Genomic DNA, 16,594 nt, shown 5'->3' with positions numbered 1-16,594 from the left:
TTGCTGCATAAGCTCTAGAGGCTTATTTGGTAAAAATTCCCAGACGCTATTTCTCTGTCGGCAGCTGTGCAAACACAGGAACCTCCGCTTTGTCGCCATTGCTCGCCCACGCTTTGTGCGCCCAACTTGGGCGCATCGGGGCCCCGGTATTTGTCGTCGGGCCAATAGAGCCAGATCAAGGGAATCTTGGCCGTTTTGGCCAGAGTTCCCCTGGAATCTTCAATCACCTGCGGGGTTTAACCCAATCGCTTGAGCTGCTCGCGCACCTTGTCCAGCGTGGCAGAGAAGTCGGCCACCCGCTTTTTCTCTTGTTCAATGACTGCTGGTGGAGCCTTGGCCACAAAAGCCTCGTTGGACAGCTTGCCGTTGGCCTTGGTGATTTCGCCCTCTAGGCGGGCCACTTCCTTGCCCAGACGGGCTTTCTCGGCGGCTACGTCCACTTCCACGAACAAGCACACGCGGGCTTGGCCCACCACGGCCACTGGCGCTGCTTGGGCGGCGGCGGCCCACTCGGCTTCGGTGTCGAAGAAGCGCACTTCGTTCAGTTTGACCAGGGCTTGCAGCACCGGTGCCCACTGGCGCAGGAAGGCGGTATCGTCGGCTTGCGTAGCCAGCACAAACAGCGGCAGGCGGGCAGAGGGGCTCACGCCCATCTCGCCGCGCAGGTTGCGGCAGGCGTCCACCACGGACTTGAGGCGGGCGACTTGGGCGATGGCGCCTTGGTCAATGCGTTCAGGCGCTGCCACAGGGAAGGCGGCCACGCTGATGGAGGCACCAGCACGACCCGCCACAGGGGCGACCTTTTGCCACAGCTCTTCGGTGATGAAGGGGGCGATGGGGTGCAGTAAGCGCAGGATCACTTCCAGCGTGCGGATCAGTGTGCGGCGGGTGGCGCGTTGCTGCGCCGGTGTGCCGGACTGGATTTGCACCTTGGCGATTTCCAGATACCAGTCGCAGAACTCGTTCCACACAAAGTCGTAGATGGTGTTGGCCACGTTGTCCAAGCGGAAATCGGCAAAGCCTTGCGCCACTTCGCTTTCTGTCTGCTGCAGCAGCGAGACGATCCAGCGGTCAGCTTGGCTGAACTGCAGGTACTCGCCCGTAGCGCATTGGTCGGTGCTGTGCTCTTCCAAGCCGCAGTCGTAGCCTTCGCAGTTCATCAGCGCAAAGCGGGTGGCGTTCCACAGCTTGTTGCAGAAGTTGCGGTAGCCCTCGCAGCGCTTGCTGTCAAAGTTGATGGAGCGGCCCAGCGATGCCAGTGCGGCAAAGGTAAAGCGCAGCGCATCGGCCCCGTAGGCGGGAATGCCTTCGGGAAATTCCTTTTGCGTGTTCTTGCGCACGGTGGGCGCTGTCTCGGGCTTGCGCAGGCCGGTGGTGCGTTTTTCCAGCAGCGGTTCGAGGGCGATGCCGTCGATCAAGTCCACCGGGTCGAGCACGTTGCCCTCGGACTTGCTCATCTTCTTGCCCTGCGCATCGCGCACCAAGCCGTGGATGTACACGTGCTTGAACGGCACTTTGCCGGTGAAGTGGGTGGTCATCATGATCATGCGCGCCACCCAGAAGAAGATGATGTCGTAGCCTGTCACCAGCACGCTGCTGGGCAGGTACAGGTCGTGGTCGCTGGCTTCTTTTCCCAGGCTGGAGAAGGGCACCAGCGCGCTGGAGTACCAGGTGTCGAGCACGTCCGGGTCGCGGGTCAGCTTCTTGCCAGCGCCTGCTTGTGCTTGGGCGTCGGCTTCGCTCTTGGCCACGTAGACCTTGCCGTCTTCGTCGTACCACGCGGGAATCTGGTGGCCCCACCACAGCTGGCGGCTGATGCACCAGTCCTGGATGTTGTTCATCCACTGGTTGTAGGTGTTGACCCAGTTCTCGGGCACGAACTTCACGTCGCCGCTGGCCACGGCGTCGATGGCTTTTTGGGCAATGCTCTTCCCTGTGGGGTCTTGGTCAGACACCTTGCTCATGGCGACAAACCACTGGTCGGTGAGCATGGGTTCTACCACTTGGCCGGTACGGGCGCAGCGCGGCACCATGAGCTTGTGTTTTTTCACTTCCACCAGCAGGCCTTGGGCTTGCAGATCGGCCACGATTTGTTTGCGCGCGGCAAAGCGGTCCAGCCCCTGGTAAGCCGCAGGCGCTTCGGTATTGATCTTGGCGTCCAGCGTTAATACGCAAATCATCGGCAGCTTGTGGCGCAGACCCACTTGGTAGTCGTTGTGGTCGTGCGCGGGGGTGACCTTGACCACGCCGGTGCCGAATGCTTTGTCCACGTACTCGTCGGCAATGACGGGGATGGTGCGACCGCACAGCGGCAGCGTGACTTGCTGGCCGATGAGGTGTTTGTAGCGTTCGTCTTCGGGGTGCACCATCACGGCCACGTCGCCCAGCATGGTCTCAGGCCGGGTGGTGGCCACCACCAGTTGGCCCGAACCGTTGGCCAAGGGGTAGGCGATGTGCCAGAGCGAACCGTCTTCTTCTTCGCTCTCGACTTCGAGGTCAGACACGGCGCTCATGAGCACCGGGTCCCAGTTCACCAAGCGCTTGCCACGGTAGATGAGGCCTTGCTCGTAGAGCTGCACAAAGGTCTCGGTGACCGTTTGCGACAGCTTGTCGTCCATGGTGAAGTATTCGCGGCTCCAGTCCACGGTGTCGCCCATGCGGCGCATTTGGGTGGTGATGGTGTTGCCGGACTTTTCCTTCCACTCCCAGACTTTTTTCAGGAAGGCTTCGCGGCCCAAATCGTGGCGGCTCACGCCTTGCTCTTGCAACTGGCGCTCCACCACGATTTGGGTGGCAATGCCCGCGTGGTCGGTGCCGGGAATCCACGCCGTGTTGTAGCCTGCCATGCGGTGGTAGCGGGTCAGGCTGTCCATGATGGTTTGGTTGAACGCGTGGCCCATGTGCAGCGTGCCGGTCACGTTGGGCGGTGGCAGTTGGATGGCGAAGTTGTGGCCCGCGTTGGCGGCGGCGGCATCGGGCGCGCCTGTGCCACGGAAACCAGCGATGCCGTAGCCGCGCTTTTCCCACTCGGGGCCCCAGTGCGCTTCCAGCGCAGCGGGCTCGAACGATTTGGACAGGGATTGCAAACCTGGCTGTGCAGGCGTGGTGTTGGTGGTGTCAGACATGGGAGGGTTGTTCCAGAGCAAGGGCGGGATTTTACCGAGGCCAGGCCCTCGGCTGGCGTCCATGGCGGACATCACTGCAATGCTTGCTCGGCCGCTTGCAGGTCTTTGGCGTATTCGTTGAGGTAGCGAGTGCGTTGTTCACTGCTCCAGGTCGCGTCCGAAAAAGTTTCCAGTGCATAGTTGGCACTGGTGTGCGCAACACCCGCCCAGCGGGGCATGGAGGCGCGGTCGGGGAAGTGGTCTTCACGCAGTAAGAAACCATCCACATCGCGCAGTGTGATGGGGAAGTGGATTTGGTAGTCACGCAGCAACTTTCCAAACAGCAAAAAGCGAATGTTTTGCACCCCTGTGGCAACAGGACTGCGGGCCGTGAGCAGTGCAAATGCTTTGCCGCGAGCGTCATAGGCACGGGCTGTCACGATGTAGGTTCCCGCTTCATTGACTTGGGCGGCTAATTGGATAGCCAACGAACCGTTTTCCATTTGCTCGGACGATTGGCCCAGCCAAGTGGCTGGTACTAGCGGGGTGTAAACCAGATCGAAATAGGTTTGCCCAGGGCCTGTGTCTTCGGTGCCCAAAAGGTAGACCTCGGTGCGGATAGTGCCTTCAAAATTGGCAAAGCCACTGCTGCTGGGCTGCCATTGCACGCTGTATACCCCATCTCCCGCAACGGAGTCGCCTTGGGTGCCGCTGTCATTGAATGCCAAATTCACCATGCCCGTACTGCTGCCATCGGTTTGCAGGCCACGGGCCACGGCTCTTTGCACGATGGCGGGCAAAGGGCGATTTTGGCTGTCTACCAGTGCGACGGTGAAACGAGCGGTATCGGCCCCGCTCAAAAAAACACGGTTTTGTGTCACTAGCAGGTGAATGCCGCTGGCTTGTCCTTTCTTATTTTGCAGTGGCACGCTGCTTTGTATGTCCGCAAAGGGCAGGATTTGCTCAGGATGCTCGTCAATCGGGCGCGACTGCACCGGGTAGCGTGAGTACTCCCGATAGGCCTGCAGTCTTTGGCGTGCTTGCAATACCCGCTCTTGCTGCGGGGACAGTTGGGCCAATGCTGCATTGCCTCTGCGCTCCAACGCAGAGGCGTTTGGCATCGGTGCCGATGTGGCATGGTCGTCTTGTGCGGTGCTATTGGCTGAGGAGGCTTCGCTTGCCGCACTGGTGGCCCATAGCCACCACAGTAGACCTGCTGCTACAGCAAGTCCACTGGCGAGTGACCATGCGCTGATACCGTTTTGACGACGACGCAGCTTCATAGGGCATTGCTGGCCATGTGTGCACGCACCAAGCTCACCACACCCTCCCAGTTTTGGTTGGTGTAGTGGTTATAGGACTCGCTGGTATCGCGGAACGCGACGCTGTGGTAACTCCACTTGGTCGAGCCATCTTGGTTGGCGGATGTGCCAGTTGTGAGGTTGCTGCAGAACCAATCCCCGGGGTTGCACAGGCTACGCCCAGCGCTGCCAGCCACCCCTCCCGCCGAGTGATAGGCCACCGCTTCGTCGTCTTGGCCGGGCAATATGGCCGAGTACAGCGTGCCTTTGGCTCCTGCATACATGTTGAACCATACGCCTTGTGTGATGTTGTGGTCGTACAGCGCTCGTGCGGTAGTTGTTTTGAGGTCTTGCACCAAACCCGATGACGTCGTCCAGCTACCCACGTCCGCCAGTTCGGAGCCGCCGCCAGCACCCGCTGCAATGTCCACAAATTTGATATTCCAGCCTGTTTGGGTGGCGCCGCTGCTCACATTGCTGCAAGTGCCGTTGGATGCTGGCGATGGGGTTTTCACATTGCGTGTACTGCTGCCGTAGAGCGATAGGGCGTAGCCAATTTGCAAGTCACCTGCACTGTGCGCGGCAACATAGCACCAGTTGTCGCCTGTGCAATAGCAATCCAGCGCGTTGCGAATGACCGAGTTTTGGGTGGATATGTGGCTGTAACCATCCCAATTCACGGCAATTTTGTTGACCCCGGCGCTGGCGCTGGCAGGGCCCCAATAACTGGCAAAGTTGCTGTACGTGCCTGTGGCCGTGGTGTCTTGGCTGCTTTTGCGGCCATGGATCCACAGGGAGTAATTGGTACTAAAGGCGGTGGTGCAGATGAATGCAAATGCCATCATCATGAGCCCGTGGCGAAAGAAACGCTTTTTCAGCATGCATGCCTCCCATTGGGTGTAATTAGGTGGAAATGCAGTATGGAAAAGTGCATTTGAGGGCACAGCAGGGTTTACGCCAATTTAGAGAGCTCCGTCAGTTTTTGTGGCCTCGCCCAATTGGCGCGTCAACAGGCCTGCCGCCATGGTTTGGCATGCATGCGTGTTTTGCCCTGCCCACAGCGGTGTGAAGTCGCTGCAGCCTTGTGGTTCAGCCGCTTGGCGCAAGGGTGCAAGAGCGGTTGTGCACAAGGGAAAGGGTGGAATGTCTTCGCGCAACGGCCCCAGTTCGCGCATCAGCCGATTGACCAAACCGCGTGCGGGTCGGCCAGTGAACAGATTGGTCAGTGCCGTCGGCGTATCGCCTTGCTGGAGTGCAGTGCGGTGCAAGGGGCTGGTGGTGGCTTCGGGGCACAGCAAATAGGCCGTTCCCACTTGGGCGGCACAGGCACCCATGGACAGCACAGCTTGCACTGCACGCGCATCGCCAATGCCTCCGGCGGCAATAACGGGGATGGGCACAGCGTCCAAAACCTGCGGCAGCAAAGCCATGGTGCCTAGCTGGGTGTGCAGGTCGGTGCTTAAAAACATACCCCGGTGCCCACCCGCTTCCAAGCCTTGGGCAATGATGGCATCTGCGCCGTGGTCGGCCAACCAGCGCGCCTCAGCCACGGTGGTGGCGCTAGACCAAATGCGTGCGCCACTGCGCCGCACCCGCTCTAGCAAGTCAGGGGCTGGCAAGCCAAAGTGAAAGCTCACCACCGCTGGGCGGAAGGCTTGCACCACGTCGGCCATGGCGGCGTCAAAAGGGTGGCGGCCAGCGCTAGCTGGCCCTGTGTCTTGCACCAGGCCCCACTGGGCGTAGTAGGGTTGTAGCAGTGCGTGCCAGCGGGCGTTGCGGATCGCATCGGGTGTGGGGCTGGTGTGGGCAAAGAAGTTGAGGTTGTAGGGCTGCTGCGTTGGCGTGTTGCCATCGGCACCCAAGGCGTGGTGCAGCCGCAGCAATTCTTGGCGCAAGCTCTCAGCCGTGTGCGTGGCAGCGGGCAAAGAGCCCAAGCCCCCGGCTTGGCATACCGCGGCGGCGAGCCGGTAGTCCTGCACGCCTGCCATGGGCGCTTGGACGATGGGCAGAGCGCACCCCAATGCTGGATGCCAAGGCATGCGGTTCATGCTTTGTCCCGCACCCAACTGCCGCTTTTGCCGCCGTGTTTTTCGCACAGCAGCACGTCGCGGATTTCCATGCCTTTGTCCACGGCTTTGCACATGTCGTAGATGGTCAGTAGCGCCACTTGCACGGCCATGAGCGCTTCCATCTCTACGCCCGTGCCGCCCACAGTTTCGGCAGTGGCGCGGCAGTGGATGGCGGCGCTACGCATGTCGTCTGGCCAAGCACCCGCTTGGGGCTGGAAGTCCACCGCCACGTGGCTCAGCGCGATGGGGTGGCACAGGGGAATGAGGTCGCTGGTTTTCTTGGCCGCCATGATGCCGGCCAGGCGTGCTACGCCCAGCACATCGCCCTTGGCGACGGCGGCGTTGGTGATGCGCTCCAGCGTATCGGGGAGTAGGGCGATGCTGCCGCTGGCAACGGCTTTGCGGGCCGTGGCGGGTTTGTGGCCTATGTCCACCATGTGGGCATCGCCTTGGGCGTTGAAGTGGGTCAATGGGGCAGCGGCGGCAGGGCTTGTGGGGCGGGTCTGTGTCATGCCCGCATTGTCGCTACACTGCCCGCCTTTGCGATACACCACGTGGTTTGAATAGGTTTGCCCATGCTCATGCTGTTGTCCCCAGCCAAGTCGCTGGACTATGAAACCCCACTGGCTGACAAGCTCGAACTGGCCCAGTTGCCGCACACGCAGCCGCTGTTCACCGCGCAGTCGCAGCAGCTCATCGCCCTGCTGCGCCCCTTGTCGGTGCCGCAGGTGGCCAGTTTGATGGATCTGAGCGACAAGCTGGCCGCGCTCAATGTGGCGCGCTATGCCGCATGGTCGCCTGTGTCAGGGCCGGACAACGCACTCCAAGCGGTGCTGGCTTTTGATGGCGATGTCTACGATGGGCTAGCCGCCAAAACCCTGACGGCTGCGCAACTGCAGTGGCTGCAGCAGCATTTGTGCATTCTGAGCGGTTTGTACGGCGTGCTGCGTCCGCTGGACTGGCTGCAACCCTATCGGCTAGAAATGGGGACAGCGCTGGCGGGGGCGCATGGCAAAGACCTGTACCAGTTTTGGGGCACGCGCATTGCTGCGTATCTGAACCAGCGCTTGCAAGAGCAGGGCAGCCGCTTGTTGCTCAATTTGGCTTCGCAAGAGTATTTCAAGGCGGTGGATCGCAAGGCGCTGCAAGCCGATGTGGTGGAGTGCGTCTTCCAAGACTACAAAAACGGCGTCTACAAAATCATCAGCTTCCACGCCAAGCGGGCGCGGGGGCTGATGGCGCGTTTCGTGGCGCAGCAGCAGGTGATGACGGTAGAGGGCCTGAAAGACTTCGCCGAAGACGGCTACGCTTTGGACAAGGCAGCTTCTTCGGCGACGAGTTTGGTGTTCAGGCGCAAGACCGTTTAAGCGGGAAAGTGCAAGGCGTTGGTCAAATCGCCCATGGGCTTTTGACCGCGCGCCACCATGGCATCGTCACGCTCTTGCAATCCCTCTAGCTTCTCCAAACCATGGATGCGGGTGATCAAACGCAGGATGGATGCCGTGTCGTAGATGGTGTGATCGACCGTCCCTTTGCGTGCAAAGGGCGAAATGACCAGTGCCGGAATACGCGTACCCGGTCCCCAGCGGTCTCCTTGGGGTGGTGCTACATGGTCCCACCAGCCCCCGTTTTCATCAACGGTGACGATGACAACCATGTTCTTCCACTGCGGGCTGTTGCGCAGTACTTTGATGGCGTGTGCTATGTGGCGATCTCCTGAGGCCACATCGGCATAGCCCGCATGCAGATTGAGGTTGCCTTGCGGTTTGTAAAAAGTCACCTCAGGCAAGCGTCCGGCTTGCGCATCGGCCAGAAAGCGGTTGGTCGTGTCCTCATCTCCCAAGCCTCCATCGCGCAGGCGTTTTTTGCGTTCTTCAGGAAACTCGGGCCCTAAGTTCTTGAAGTAGTTGAAGGGTTGGTGGTGGTACTGGAAGTTCGGAATTTTGGGGATGCCGTTGGAGTCTTTGTAGGTATCTATGGTGGCTTGCCAAGCGCCAGCGTACCAAGCCCAGTCCACGCCTTTTTTGGTCAGCTTGTCGCCAATGTGCTCGTGCACCTGTGGCACCAGCACATTGGGTTGGGCGGGCAGGGCATAGTCGGGGCGGTTGGGGTCGCGCGACCAAGTGGGCCAGTACGGTGGTGCCATGGTGTTGACGGCGTAGCCATCGGGGGTGAGGGCGCTGGGGCCAAACTTGGCGGGGCCATCCATGGCGCTGGCCGCTGAATCGCTGGCCAAGGCCAAGCGGGTGTCGCGCGGGTCATCGCTCACCAGTTTGGCAATTTGGGTGCGTGCTGGCGAGTTGCTGGCATTGGGATAGAACGGCACTTTGGCGGCAATGAGGTACTGGTGGTTCAAGAAAGAACCGCCGAAAGCCCCTTGGAAGAAGTTGTCGCACAGGACAAACTCGCTGGCAATGTCCCACAGGCGCAGGTGGTAGCGGGTTTGGCCATAGTGCCCCATGACCAAGCCGCCCGAGTCTCCCCACGCTACATAGTCATCGTTCTTGCCGCCATTGATTTGCATCTGGTTTTGGTAGAACGCATGCACCAGGTCACGGGTGACAAGCCCTAGCGGCAACGCTTCGCCTTGGGGCCCTTTGAGTGCAAAGGGCGCATTGGGCAGGTTCTTTTGGTATTGCTGAGCGGTTTCGTAGAGCACGCCCTCGATGCTTTGGGGGCCTGCTTGCACCACGCCGCCCCATACGGGGGGAGTTGATTCAGTAACTGGCCATCCCGGTCACGTTGTTGGAATTCGCCCGCTTGGAGTGTTGAGAGTGGCTTTTCCAGGCCGGGGAAGTTGGCAAACAGGTTGTTGAAGCTGCGGTTTTCGGCATAAATCACCACCACGGTTTGGATGTGTTTGTGCAGGGCCGCATCCAGTTGTTTGCCCAGCAGCTTTTTGTATGGAGGCTGGGATGCCGCTTTTGCTTCTGTCGCGATCAGTGTGCTGCCTATGCCTATGCCTACGCCAGCAACGCCTCCCATAAAGCCGCGGCGATTGATGTTGGGGGCTTGTCGCTGGTCACTCATGAGGAGCTCCAATTCAAATCAAAAACAAACAATCAGAGGCGCCTAATCTACGTTGGTTTCAAGAAAAAAATGTGTCAACACCAAAACAAAAAGCCCAGCGCTCTGGGGAGCTGCTGGGCTTTGGGGGATGCCGTAGCGCGGGCTTATTCCACCTTGGCTTTGGCACGCAGTTCCTCTTGGAACTGTTGCAGTTTTTGTTGTTCCAGTTGCTGGACGATCTGTGGCTTGACTTGGTTGAAGTCGGGCAACTTGGGTTCGCGGGTGTCGTCCAAGCGGATCACGTGGTAGCCGAACTGGCTCTTGACGGGCGTTGTGGTGACTTCACCTTTTTTCAGCGCCATCAAGGCATCGGAGAACTCTTTCACGTAGCTGGCGGGGTTGGCCCAGTCCAGATCGCCACCGTTCTTGCCAGAGCCTGGGTCTTTGGACAGTTTCTTGGCCAAATCTTCAAACTTGGCACCTTTTTTCAGCTGGGCGATGATGGATTTGGCTTGGTCTTCTTTCTCGACCAAGATGTGGTGGGCATGGTATTCCTTGCCGCCGCTGGCGGAGGCGTACTTGTCGTACTCTGCCTTGGCTTGTTCATCGGTCACGGGGTTTTTCTTTTGGTAGTCGGCAAACAACTCACGAATGATGATGGTTTGACGGGCCAGTTCGAGTTGGCTCTTCACGCTGTCAGAGGTGTCCACACCGCGGGTTTGCGCTTCTTGCATGAAGATTTCGCGGATGATGGCTTCTTCTTTGAGTTGGGTTTCTACTTCGGGGGTGATGGCGCGGCCAGAGCGGGCAACCTGCTGGGCCAGCACATCTACGCGGCTCTTGGGCACGGCTTTGCCGTTGACGATGGCGATGTTTTGCGCCATTGCTGATGCGCCCAGGCACAGGGTCAGGCTGGCAATGGCCAAGCTGGAGAGCAGATTGCGTTTCATGGGGGAAAAGTCCTCTTTCAAGCGAAACAAAAGATGGTGGAGTAGCTGGCGCGCAGGAAGTTCCTACGCCACAACTTCAATGGCCAGTGCGTGCAGCCCAAGGGCCATAAAGTCTTGCAGCGCATCATACACAAGGCGGTGTTGCGCAACCCGGCTTTTGCCAGTGAAGTGCGGACTGGCGATGCGCACCCGAAAGTGGGTGCCGTAGCCCAAGCCGTTGGCACCGCTGTGACCGTGGTGTTGGGCGCTTTCGTCCAGCACTTCGAGCACGGTGGTTTGCAAGCGTTCTTGTAGCCGTTGCTGCAAATCCACAGCCCGTGGCGGCTGCATGGCCTCAGTCATGCGAAGTGTCCTTGTCCGCGCCCTGTTTGTCTTGCGTGGCGGCTTGCTCTTTCAAATAAGGGGTGAGGTAAATGCCTTGACCGACCAAGAAGGCGATGGGAAAGACGTAGCCCCAAATTTTGAAGTTGACCCATGCATCGGTGGTAAACCAGTAGGCCACCGTGCCGTTGAGCACGGCCATGAAGAGGGCGTAGCCAATCCACAGCGCGCACAGCTTGTGCCACACGGCTTCGGGCAGTTCCAAGTGGGCACCGATCATGACTTTGAGCATGTTCTTCTTGAAGCCCCACATGGCGATACCTAAACCCAAGGCCGTGGCGGTGTAGAGCACGGTGGGCTTCCATTTGATAAAGCGCTCGTCATGCAGCACCAAGGTCAGGGTGCCAAAGACCAAGATCAAGGCCAAGGTGACTTTGTGCATGGTCTTGAGTTCTTTGTCGATGGCGTAGATGGCTGCCATTTGCAGCACGGTAGCGGCCATCAGCACGCCAGTAGCGACGTAGATGTCGTAAAACTTGTACGCGCCAAAAAAGAGGACGAGAGGAATGAAGTCGAGAAACTGTTTCATGAGGGTTGGAAGTGTAGCGAGGCTGAGTTCATGCAGTAGCGCAACCCTGTATCGGTGGGGCCATCTTCAAACACGTGGCCCAAGTGCGCGCCGCATTGGCTGCACACGGTTTCGACCCGGATCATGCCGTGGCTCATGTCGCGCCGCTCGCTGATGGCGCCGGGCAGGGCTTGGTCAAAGCTGGGCCAGCCGCAACCGGCGTCGAATTTGGTCTGTGAGTCAAACAGTTGCGCGCCACAGCACACGCAGTGGTAGCTGCCGTGGGCCCAGTGTTGCTCGTAGCGGCCGGTAAATGGGCGCTCGGTGGCGGCTTGCTGCGTAACGGCGTAGGCCAATGGCTCGGCCTCGTTGCGGGCGATTTTGTCGGCCAGCAGGTCGCGCCACTCTTGGGCGCTGCGTTGGATGGGGTGGTCGCTCATGAACTACAACTCAGGTGCAGGTGTTGCGCCCAGTCGGGCGGAAATCCGGCCCAGCGCTGCAGGTGCGCCGGGGCGTCGGGGCCAATGTCAGCATAAGGCGTGTTCAGGGCTTGGTGCAATTGCTGCACAACGCTGTAGTCGCCTTGCTCGGCAGCACTGATGGCTTCTTGGGCCATGTAGTTGCGCAGCACCAAGCAGGGGTTGCTGTTCAGTATCAAATCGGGCTGTAGGGCACACCCAGTAAGCTGGTCTAGCTCTGAAAATGATAGCAACCATGCGTCTATGCCAGTTCTGTCCAGAAACAGGTCTTGCACACTGTCACGCGGGGCCAGGCCAGCGGCCCAGCGTGCCAAGCGGCGCCAAAAAAGGGTGTAGTCCACCCGTTCTGCAGCCAGCAGGGGCAGTGCTTTTTCCGCCACCGCTTGGGCTGCGGGGCTGGGGGCGCGGCCCAGTTTGGCGCAGAGCTGGATTTGCCACGCTTGTGCCCAAGCCGGTTTGAACTTGTCTATGGCGGCCAAGGCAGCATCGGTGGCGGCTTTGTTGGCGTCGCTATGGCCTTGTTCGCTGCATTCTTGCGCCAGCAAGGCAAGCAGGGCTTGTCCTAGGCAGAGCAGGTTCCAGTAGACGATGTTGGGTTGGTTGCCAAAAGCGTAGCGGCCTCGCTCGTCGCTGTGGTTGCAGATGTGCTGCGGGTCAAACCCATCCATGAACTGGAAGGGGCCATAGTCCAAGGTCAGCCCCAAGATGCTCATGTTGTCGGTGTTGAGCACGCCATGGCAAAAGCCCAGCGCTTGCCAGTGCGCCACCAGCTGGGCGCTGCGTTCTACAACGTTAGCCAGCAAGGCTGCGTAGCGGCTGGGTTGGCTGGCGCATGCTGGGTAGTGGTGCTCTATGACCCAATCAGCCAGAGCGCGCAGCGCATCGATTTGACCGCTGGCGCTGAAATGCTCGAAATGACCAAAGCGCACAAAGCTGGGTGCCAAGCGGGTGACCACGGCGGCGGGTTCCGCCTCTTCGCGGCGCACCAACTGGGGGGATGCTGTGATGCACAACGCCCGTGTGGTGGGCACACCGAGTGCATGCATGGCCTCACTGGCCAGAAATTCGCGGATGCTGCTGCGCAAAACGGCGCGCCCATCGCCCATGCGCGAAAACGGTGTCATACCAGCCCCTTTGAGCTGCACCTCCCAGCCTTGTGTTTGGCCCAGCAGCAATGCGCGGCCATCGCCCAGTTGGCCTGCCCACATACCAAATTGGTGTCCGCTGTACACCGTGGCGTATGGCTGGCTGCCTTCTAGCACGGCGTTGCCGGACAGTCCTTGCAGCAGACCATCGCTATGCCAAGCGGTCGGTAGCCCCAGTAGTTGGGCGGCTGTCTCGCTGTGAGCAACCCAGCAGGGGCTGGGCAGTGGGCTGGGTTCGGTTGGTGCAACAAACGCATCGCCCAGGCTGGGGTAGCAGTGTGCAGGTGCATCCCAAGCCCAAGGGCTGGATGCTGTGGGCAGGGGAGGGTGGGGCGCATGGCGCGGATGGGGGGCAAACATGGGTCGATTGTGCGGATTATTGAGAACTTGAGTCCGAGATTGCCCCATTGCCAAAGTAGGAATTTTATGGCCGCGCTGGCAATTAGTCCGATCGGACTATTGCTGCCATAGGGCATCACGAAGAGACTTGCGTCCAAGGTCAGCAGAAGCTCTGCGACTGTTTTTAGAAACCATCAACCGATCAGGGAATATATGAAGATATCTAAAACTTTTGTTGCGGCGGCACTGGCTGCTTTGTCCATTGGTAGTGCTTATGCGGCTACTGACTATGGTTCATCTTTCGCTACTGGCGTGCATACGTATGACACCAGCTTGGCTACATACACCGCTTGGAATGGCGAAGACGCTGGTACTTTTGCCAAGAAGACTTGGGCTAGTGAAACGGGCGTTGGGGTTACTGGTGGCAATTCGGGTGCTGAAATTGATGTGGGCCAAAGCATCGTAGCTGCATTCAAAGGCGGCGCTCAGTACATTGAATCTTTTGTGATCGGCTTGTTGTTTGATGGCCCAGAATTCTCCGATGTGATGGAAAAGGCAAAGATCACAGCCACTTTCTTGGACGGTACTTCTGCGACTTACTACCTGACTGCAGCTGACATCATCAACGCTTCGTGGACTGGTTCTGGCTCTGTGACCAACCTCTCTCCTGCAACAGGCAATACAGCGGGTGTTTGGAAAATTTCTAACCCTTTTGGCAGCAAGGCCATCACAAACTTGGTGTTCTCCGCGGTTAACGGTACTTGCAAAACTGGCAATACTTGCTCCAGCCAGTCTGACTACACTTTGATGAGTGTTACAGCAGTTCCAGAAGCTGAAACTTACGCCATGATGTTGGCCGGTTTGGGGATGGTTGGTGCGATCGTGCGTCGCCGCAAAAAATCTGCTTAATTGAATCTTTTCGCGAAGATTGGAAGGCGTACCTTGGTACGCCTTTTTTTGCTTTGGTGACATCGTTTAACCATGCGTTGCGCTTGGTAAGGAGAAGCTCTTCCCCTTAATATAGAGCCCTGTCACACACCAACTATTATTATTAAAAACCATGCTATTCAAGCGGGATGAATCGCAGCCAAGCCAAGAGGATTTTCAGCGCTTTAATGCCCTGCTGAATGAAGTTCTCGCGGTGCGGAACCATTTGGATTTGATGACTTGGTTGCAAGGCAGCTTGCAGCATTACCTCACGCACGAAATTTTGATTGCTGCTTGGGGGGACTTTCATCTAGGCCTCATTTATTACGACATCATTTCTGCCATGCCAGGCGTTCGAACGGAAAACGCTACGGCAAAGTCACTTGCACCCTTGCTCAAGGGCATGTTCGAGCAATGGGCAATGCAGGATCGAGAGCCATTTTTTCTCAATGTCGGTCACGAGGGGGTGACATGGGAGGGGCTAATGGAGCCAGGCTCCATTGCCGATGCCATGACAACGATGAATTCAGCGCTGGTCCACGGCATCAACGATCAACGCGGTCGTCACGACTGTTTGTACATGTTTTTCAGCCGCTACCCCAAGCGTCGGCACAGCGATAAGCAAACTATTCGCATGCTGTTGCCCTACATTGATGCTGCCATGCGGCAGGTAGAGCTGCTTTCCCATCAGCATCCGAGCAAACCTGCGCCAGTTGAGGTGGCGCACGATGCTGACGGTGGTGTTTTGAGTGATCGCGAAGCAGAAATCATGCACTGGGTGGGGCTCGGTAAGACCAATTCTGAAATTGGCAGTATCCTCAACGTTAGCGCGTTCACGGTTAAAAATCACATGCAGCGTATTTTTAAAAAACTCGATGTGCTCAATAGAGCCCAGGCCGTGGCTGCATACCGCGAAAAGTACACACCCAGCAGCGAGACAGCATCACGACATGGTTGAACGAAACAAATCAGCAGCAATGCTGTCGGCTCGCAATGAGTCGGACTCCGTTGGACGCGATACGTTTTTAAGTGCCATTGAGGCCAGTTTGGAACCCCTGACGTGGGTGGTTTTGTTGTGGGTTTGCGCATGGTTTTTTGACAAGGGTGTCAATGGCGCTTACCTGATTTTGTCGGTCATTGTGTTTTCGATCACTTTTCCAGGTGAGCCGCGGCTCAACTCGTCATGGAGGCAGTTGTTGGTGGATGTCTGGCTCTCTTGGGTTTGGGCAGCCGGTCTTTTGCTGTTGGCGGGGCTTGGAACTGGCTACCACAAAGAGTTTTCTCGCAATGCCATGCTGGTGTGGTTGCTGTCTACGCCTGCGCTCCTGTTACTGGGGCATTTGACGCTGCGCTTTGTCGCTCCTTTCTTGTTGGCACTGGAGGGGCCGGTCAAGAAAGCCATCGTGGTGGGTATGAACGAGCAAGGCTTGGCATTGGCTGAGCGCTTGTCTAGCAGTCCTTACCTTCGAATGGAATTCGCGGGTTTTTTTGATGATCGGACACCGACCCGTTTGCCCAAAAATCAGCACTATCAGTTGCTGGGAAAAATGGCTGACTTGTCTCCGTATGTGCGTGCCAATGATGTCCAGATCATTTATTTGTCGCTGCCCATGGCCTCACAACCTCGCATATTGCAAGTGCTGGATGAACTCAAGGACACAACAGCATCTATTTTCTTTGTTCCCGACATGTTTGTGACGGATCTTATTCAGGGGCGTTCCGGCACCGTATGCGGGATGCCTGTTATATCGGTGTGTGAAACCCCTTTTACAGGTGCTAGTGGAGTAATAAAGAGGATTAGCGATATTGTCTTGTCGTTAATTATTTTGTTTTTGATATCTCCTATTTTGTTGGTGGTTGCTGTAGCAGTAAAATGGACTTCTCCTGGTCCTATACTTTTTAAGCAGCGTCGTTATGGTTTGGATGGCAAGGAAATATTGGTATATAAATTCCGTTCCATGAAGGTTGTTGAGGATGGTGCAAAGATTCAACAAGCGACCAAAAATGACTCTCGAATAACGCCTCTTGGGCGTATTTTGCGGAAAACATCCATTGATGAGTTACCCCAATTCATCAATGTTTTGCAAGGCCGTATGAGTATTGTGGGGCCTCGCCCCCATGCAGTTGCTCATAATGAGTTGTACCGCAAATTGATTAAGGGCTACATGGTGCGTCATAAAGTGAAGCCCGGTATCACTGGGTGGGCTCAAGTGAATGGGTACAGAGGGGAAACTGAGACCTTGGATAAAATGCAGGGACGCATTGATTTTGATTTGGATTACTTGCGAAATTGGTCTTTGCGCTTGGATTTATATATTATTTTTAGAACCATCAAATTGGTTGTGAACGATAGGCAGGCGTACTGATTTTCATGTGGACTCT

General features: G+C 57.7%; 14 protein-coding genes and 1 pseudogene. 4 read left to right on the top strand and 11 right to left on the bottom strand.

What is annotated here, in order from left to right; genetic code table 11:
* Positions 1-236: 236 nt before the first annotated feature.
* The 5 genes from KIK84_RS14580 to moaC form a co-directional block, all read right to left on the bottom strand.
* Positions 237-3,125 carry a valine--tRNA ligase gene (locus KIK84_RS14580; protein ID WP_214123821.1) on the bottom strand — a complete coding sequence of 963 codons (2,889 nt, stop codon included), beginning with the start codon at positions 3,123-3,125 and terminating at the stop codon, positions 237-239.
* 71 nt (positions 3,126-3,196) lie between these two features.
* Positions 3,197-4,387 (bottom strand): choice-of-anchor X domain-containing protein, encoded by a 1,191-nt coding sequence (locus KIK84_RS14575; protein WP_214123820.1) that lies wholly within the window; start codon positions 4,385-4,387, stop codon positions 3,197-3,199.
* Positions 4,384-5,286: a hypothetical protein gene (locus KIK84_RS14570; protein ID WP_250207995.1), complete on the bottom strand. Its 903-nt coding sequence runs from the start codon at positions 5,284-5,286 to the stop codon at positions 4,384-4,386. Before KIK84_RS14570 ends, KIK84_RS14575 begins: the two co-directional genes overlap by 4 nt.
* Positions 5,287-5,367: 81 nt before the next feature.
* Positions 5,368-6,453 (bottom strand): NAD(P)H-dependent flavin oxidoreductase, encoded by a 1,086-nt coding sequence (locus KIK84_RS14565; protein ID WP_250207994.1) that lies wholly within the window; start codon positions 6,451-6,453, stop codon positions 5,368-5,370.
* Entirely contained in the window at positions 6,450-6,986 is a 537-nt protein-coding gene (gene moaC, locus KIK84_RS14560; RefSeq protein WP_214123819.1) for a cyclic pyranopterin monophosphate synthase MoaC, read from the bottom strand. Before moaC ends, KIK84_RS14565 begins: the two co-directional genes overlap by 4 nt.
* Positions 6,987-7,049: 63 nt before the next feature.
* On the opposite strand from moaC, the gene yaaA reads away from it, so the two are divergent.
* Positions 7,050-7,841: a peroxide stress protein YaaA gene (gene yaaA, locus KIK84_RS14555; RefSeq protein WP_214123818.1), complete on the top strand. Its 792-nt coding sequence runs from the start codon at positions 7,050-7,052 to the stop codon at positions 7,839-7,841.
* Here yaaA and acpA read toward each other — a convergent pair.
* The 6 genes and pseudogenes from acpA to KIK84_RS14525 form a co-directional block, all read right to left on the bottom strand.
* A pseudogene (gene acpA, locus KIK84_RS14550) lies at positions 7,838-9,504 on the bottom strand (acid phosphatase). The gene yaaA and the pseudogene acpA overlap by 4 nt on opposite strands.
* Before the next feature lie 143 nt (positions 9,505-9,647).
* A complete protein-coding gene (locus KIK84_RS14545) occupies positions 9,648-10,433 on the bottom strand; it encodes a peptidylprolyl isomerase (RefSeq protein WP_214123817.1) in 786 nt (261 codons plus the stop codon).
* Positions 10,434-10,496: 63 nt separating this feature from the next.
* Entirely contained in the window at positions 10,497-10,775 is a 279-nt protein-coding gene (locus tag KIK84_RS14540; RefSeq protein WP_214123816.1) for a BolA family protein, read from the bottom strand.
* Entirely contained in the window at positions 10,768-11,343 is a 576-nt protein-coding gene (locus tag KIK84_RS14535) for a septation protein A (protein WP_214123815.1), read from the bottom strand. The genes KIK84_RS14540 and KIK84_RS14535 overlap by 8 nt, the downstream gene beginning before the upstream one ends.
* Positions 11,340-11,762, bottom strand: coding sequence for a peptide-methionine (R)-S-oxide reductase MsrB (gene msrB, locus KIK84_RS14530; RefSeq protein WP_214123814.1), 423 nt, complete (start codon positions 11,760-11,762; stop codon positions 11,340-11,342). Before msrB ends, KIK84_RS14535 begins: the two co-directional genes overlap by 4 nt.
* On the bottom strand, positions 11,759-13,306 hold the full coding sequence (locus tag KIK84_RS14525) for a protein adenylyltransferase SelO (protein ID WP_214123813.1): 1,548 nt from the start codon (positions 13,304-13,306) through the stop codon (positions 11,759-11,761). The genes msrB and KIK84_RS14525 overlap by 4 nt, the downstream gene beginning before the upstream one ends.
* A 192-nt stretch (positions 13,307-13,498) precedes the next feature.
* Here KIK84_RS14525 and KIK84_RS16655 point away from each other — a divergent pair, with 192 nt between their 5' ends.
* The 3 genes from KIK84_RS16655 to KIK84_RS14510 all read left to right on the top strand — a co-directional run bounded on the left by KIK84_RS16655 (position 13,499) and on the right by KIK84_RS14510 (position 16,578).
* Positions 13,499-14,194 (top strand): FxDxF family PEP-CTERM protein, encoded by a 696-nt coding sequence (locus KIK84_RS16655; RefSeq protein WP_250207993.1) that lies wholly within the window; start codon positions 13,499-13,501, stop codon positions 14,192-14,194.
* 151 nt (positions 14,195-14,345) lie between these two features.
* Positions 14,346-15,170 (top strand): XrtB/PEP-CTERM-associated transcriptional regulator EpsA, encoded by an 825-nt coding sequence (epsA, locus tag KIK84_RS14515; RefSeq protein ID WP_214123812.1) that lies wholly within the window; start codon positions 14,346-14,348, stop codon positions 15,168-15,170.
* Positions 15,163-16,578, top strand: a complete 1,416-nt coding sequence (locus KIK84_RS14510; RefSeq protein WP_214123811.1) for an undecaprenyl-phosphate glucose phosphotransferase — start codon at positions 15,163-15,165, stop codon at positions 16,576-16,578. Before epsA ends, KIK84_RS14510 begins: the two co-directional genes overlap by 8 nt.
* Positions 16,579-16,594 lie beyond the last annotated feature (16 nt).

The organism is Curvibacter sp. CHRR-16 (assembly GCF_018474005.1).
In the GTDB taxonomy this organism is placed as follows: domain Bacteria; phylum Pseudomonadota; class Gammaproteobacteria; order Burkholderiales; family Burkholderiaceae_C; genus Allorhodoferax.
Note: the sequence above shows the minus strand (reverse complement) of the source record. Positions and strands in the feature narration are given on the sequence as shown.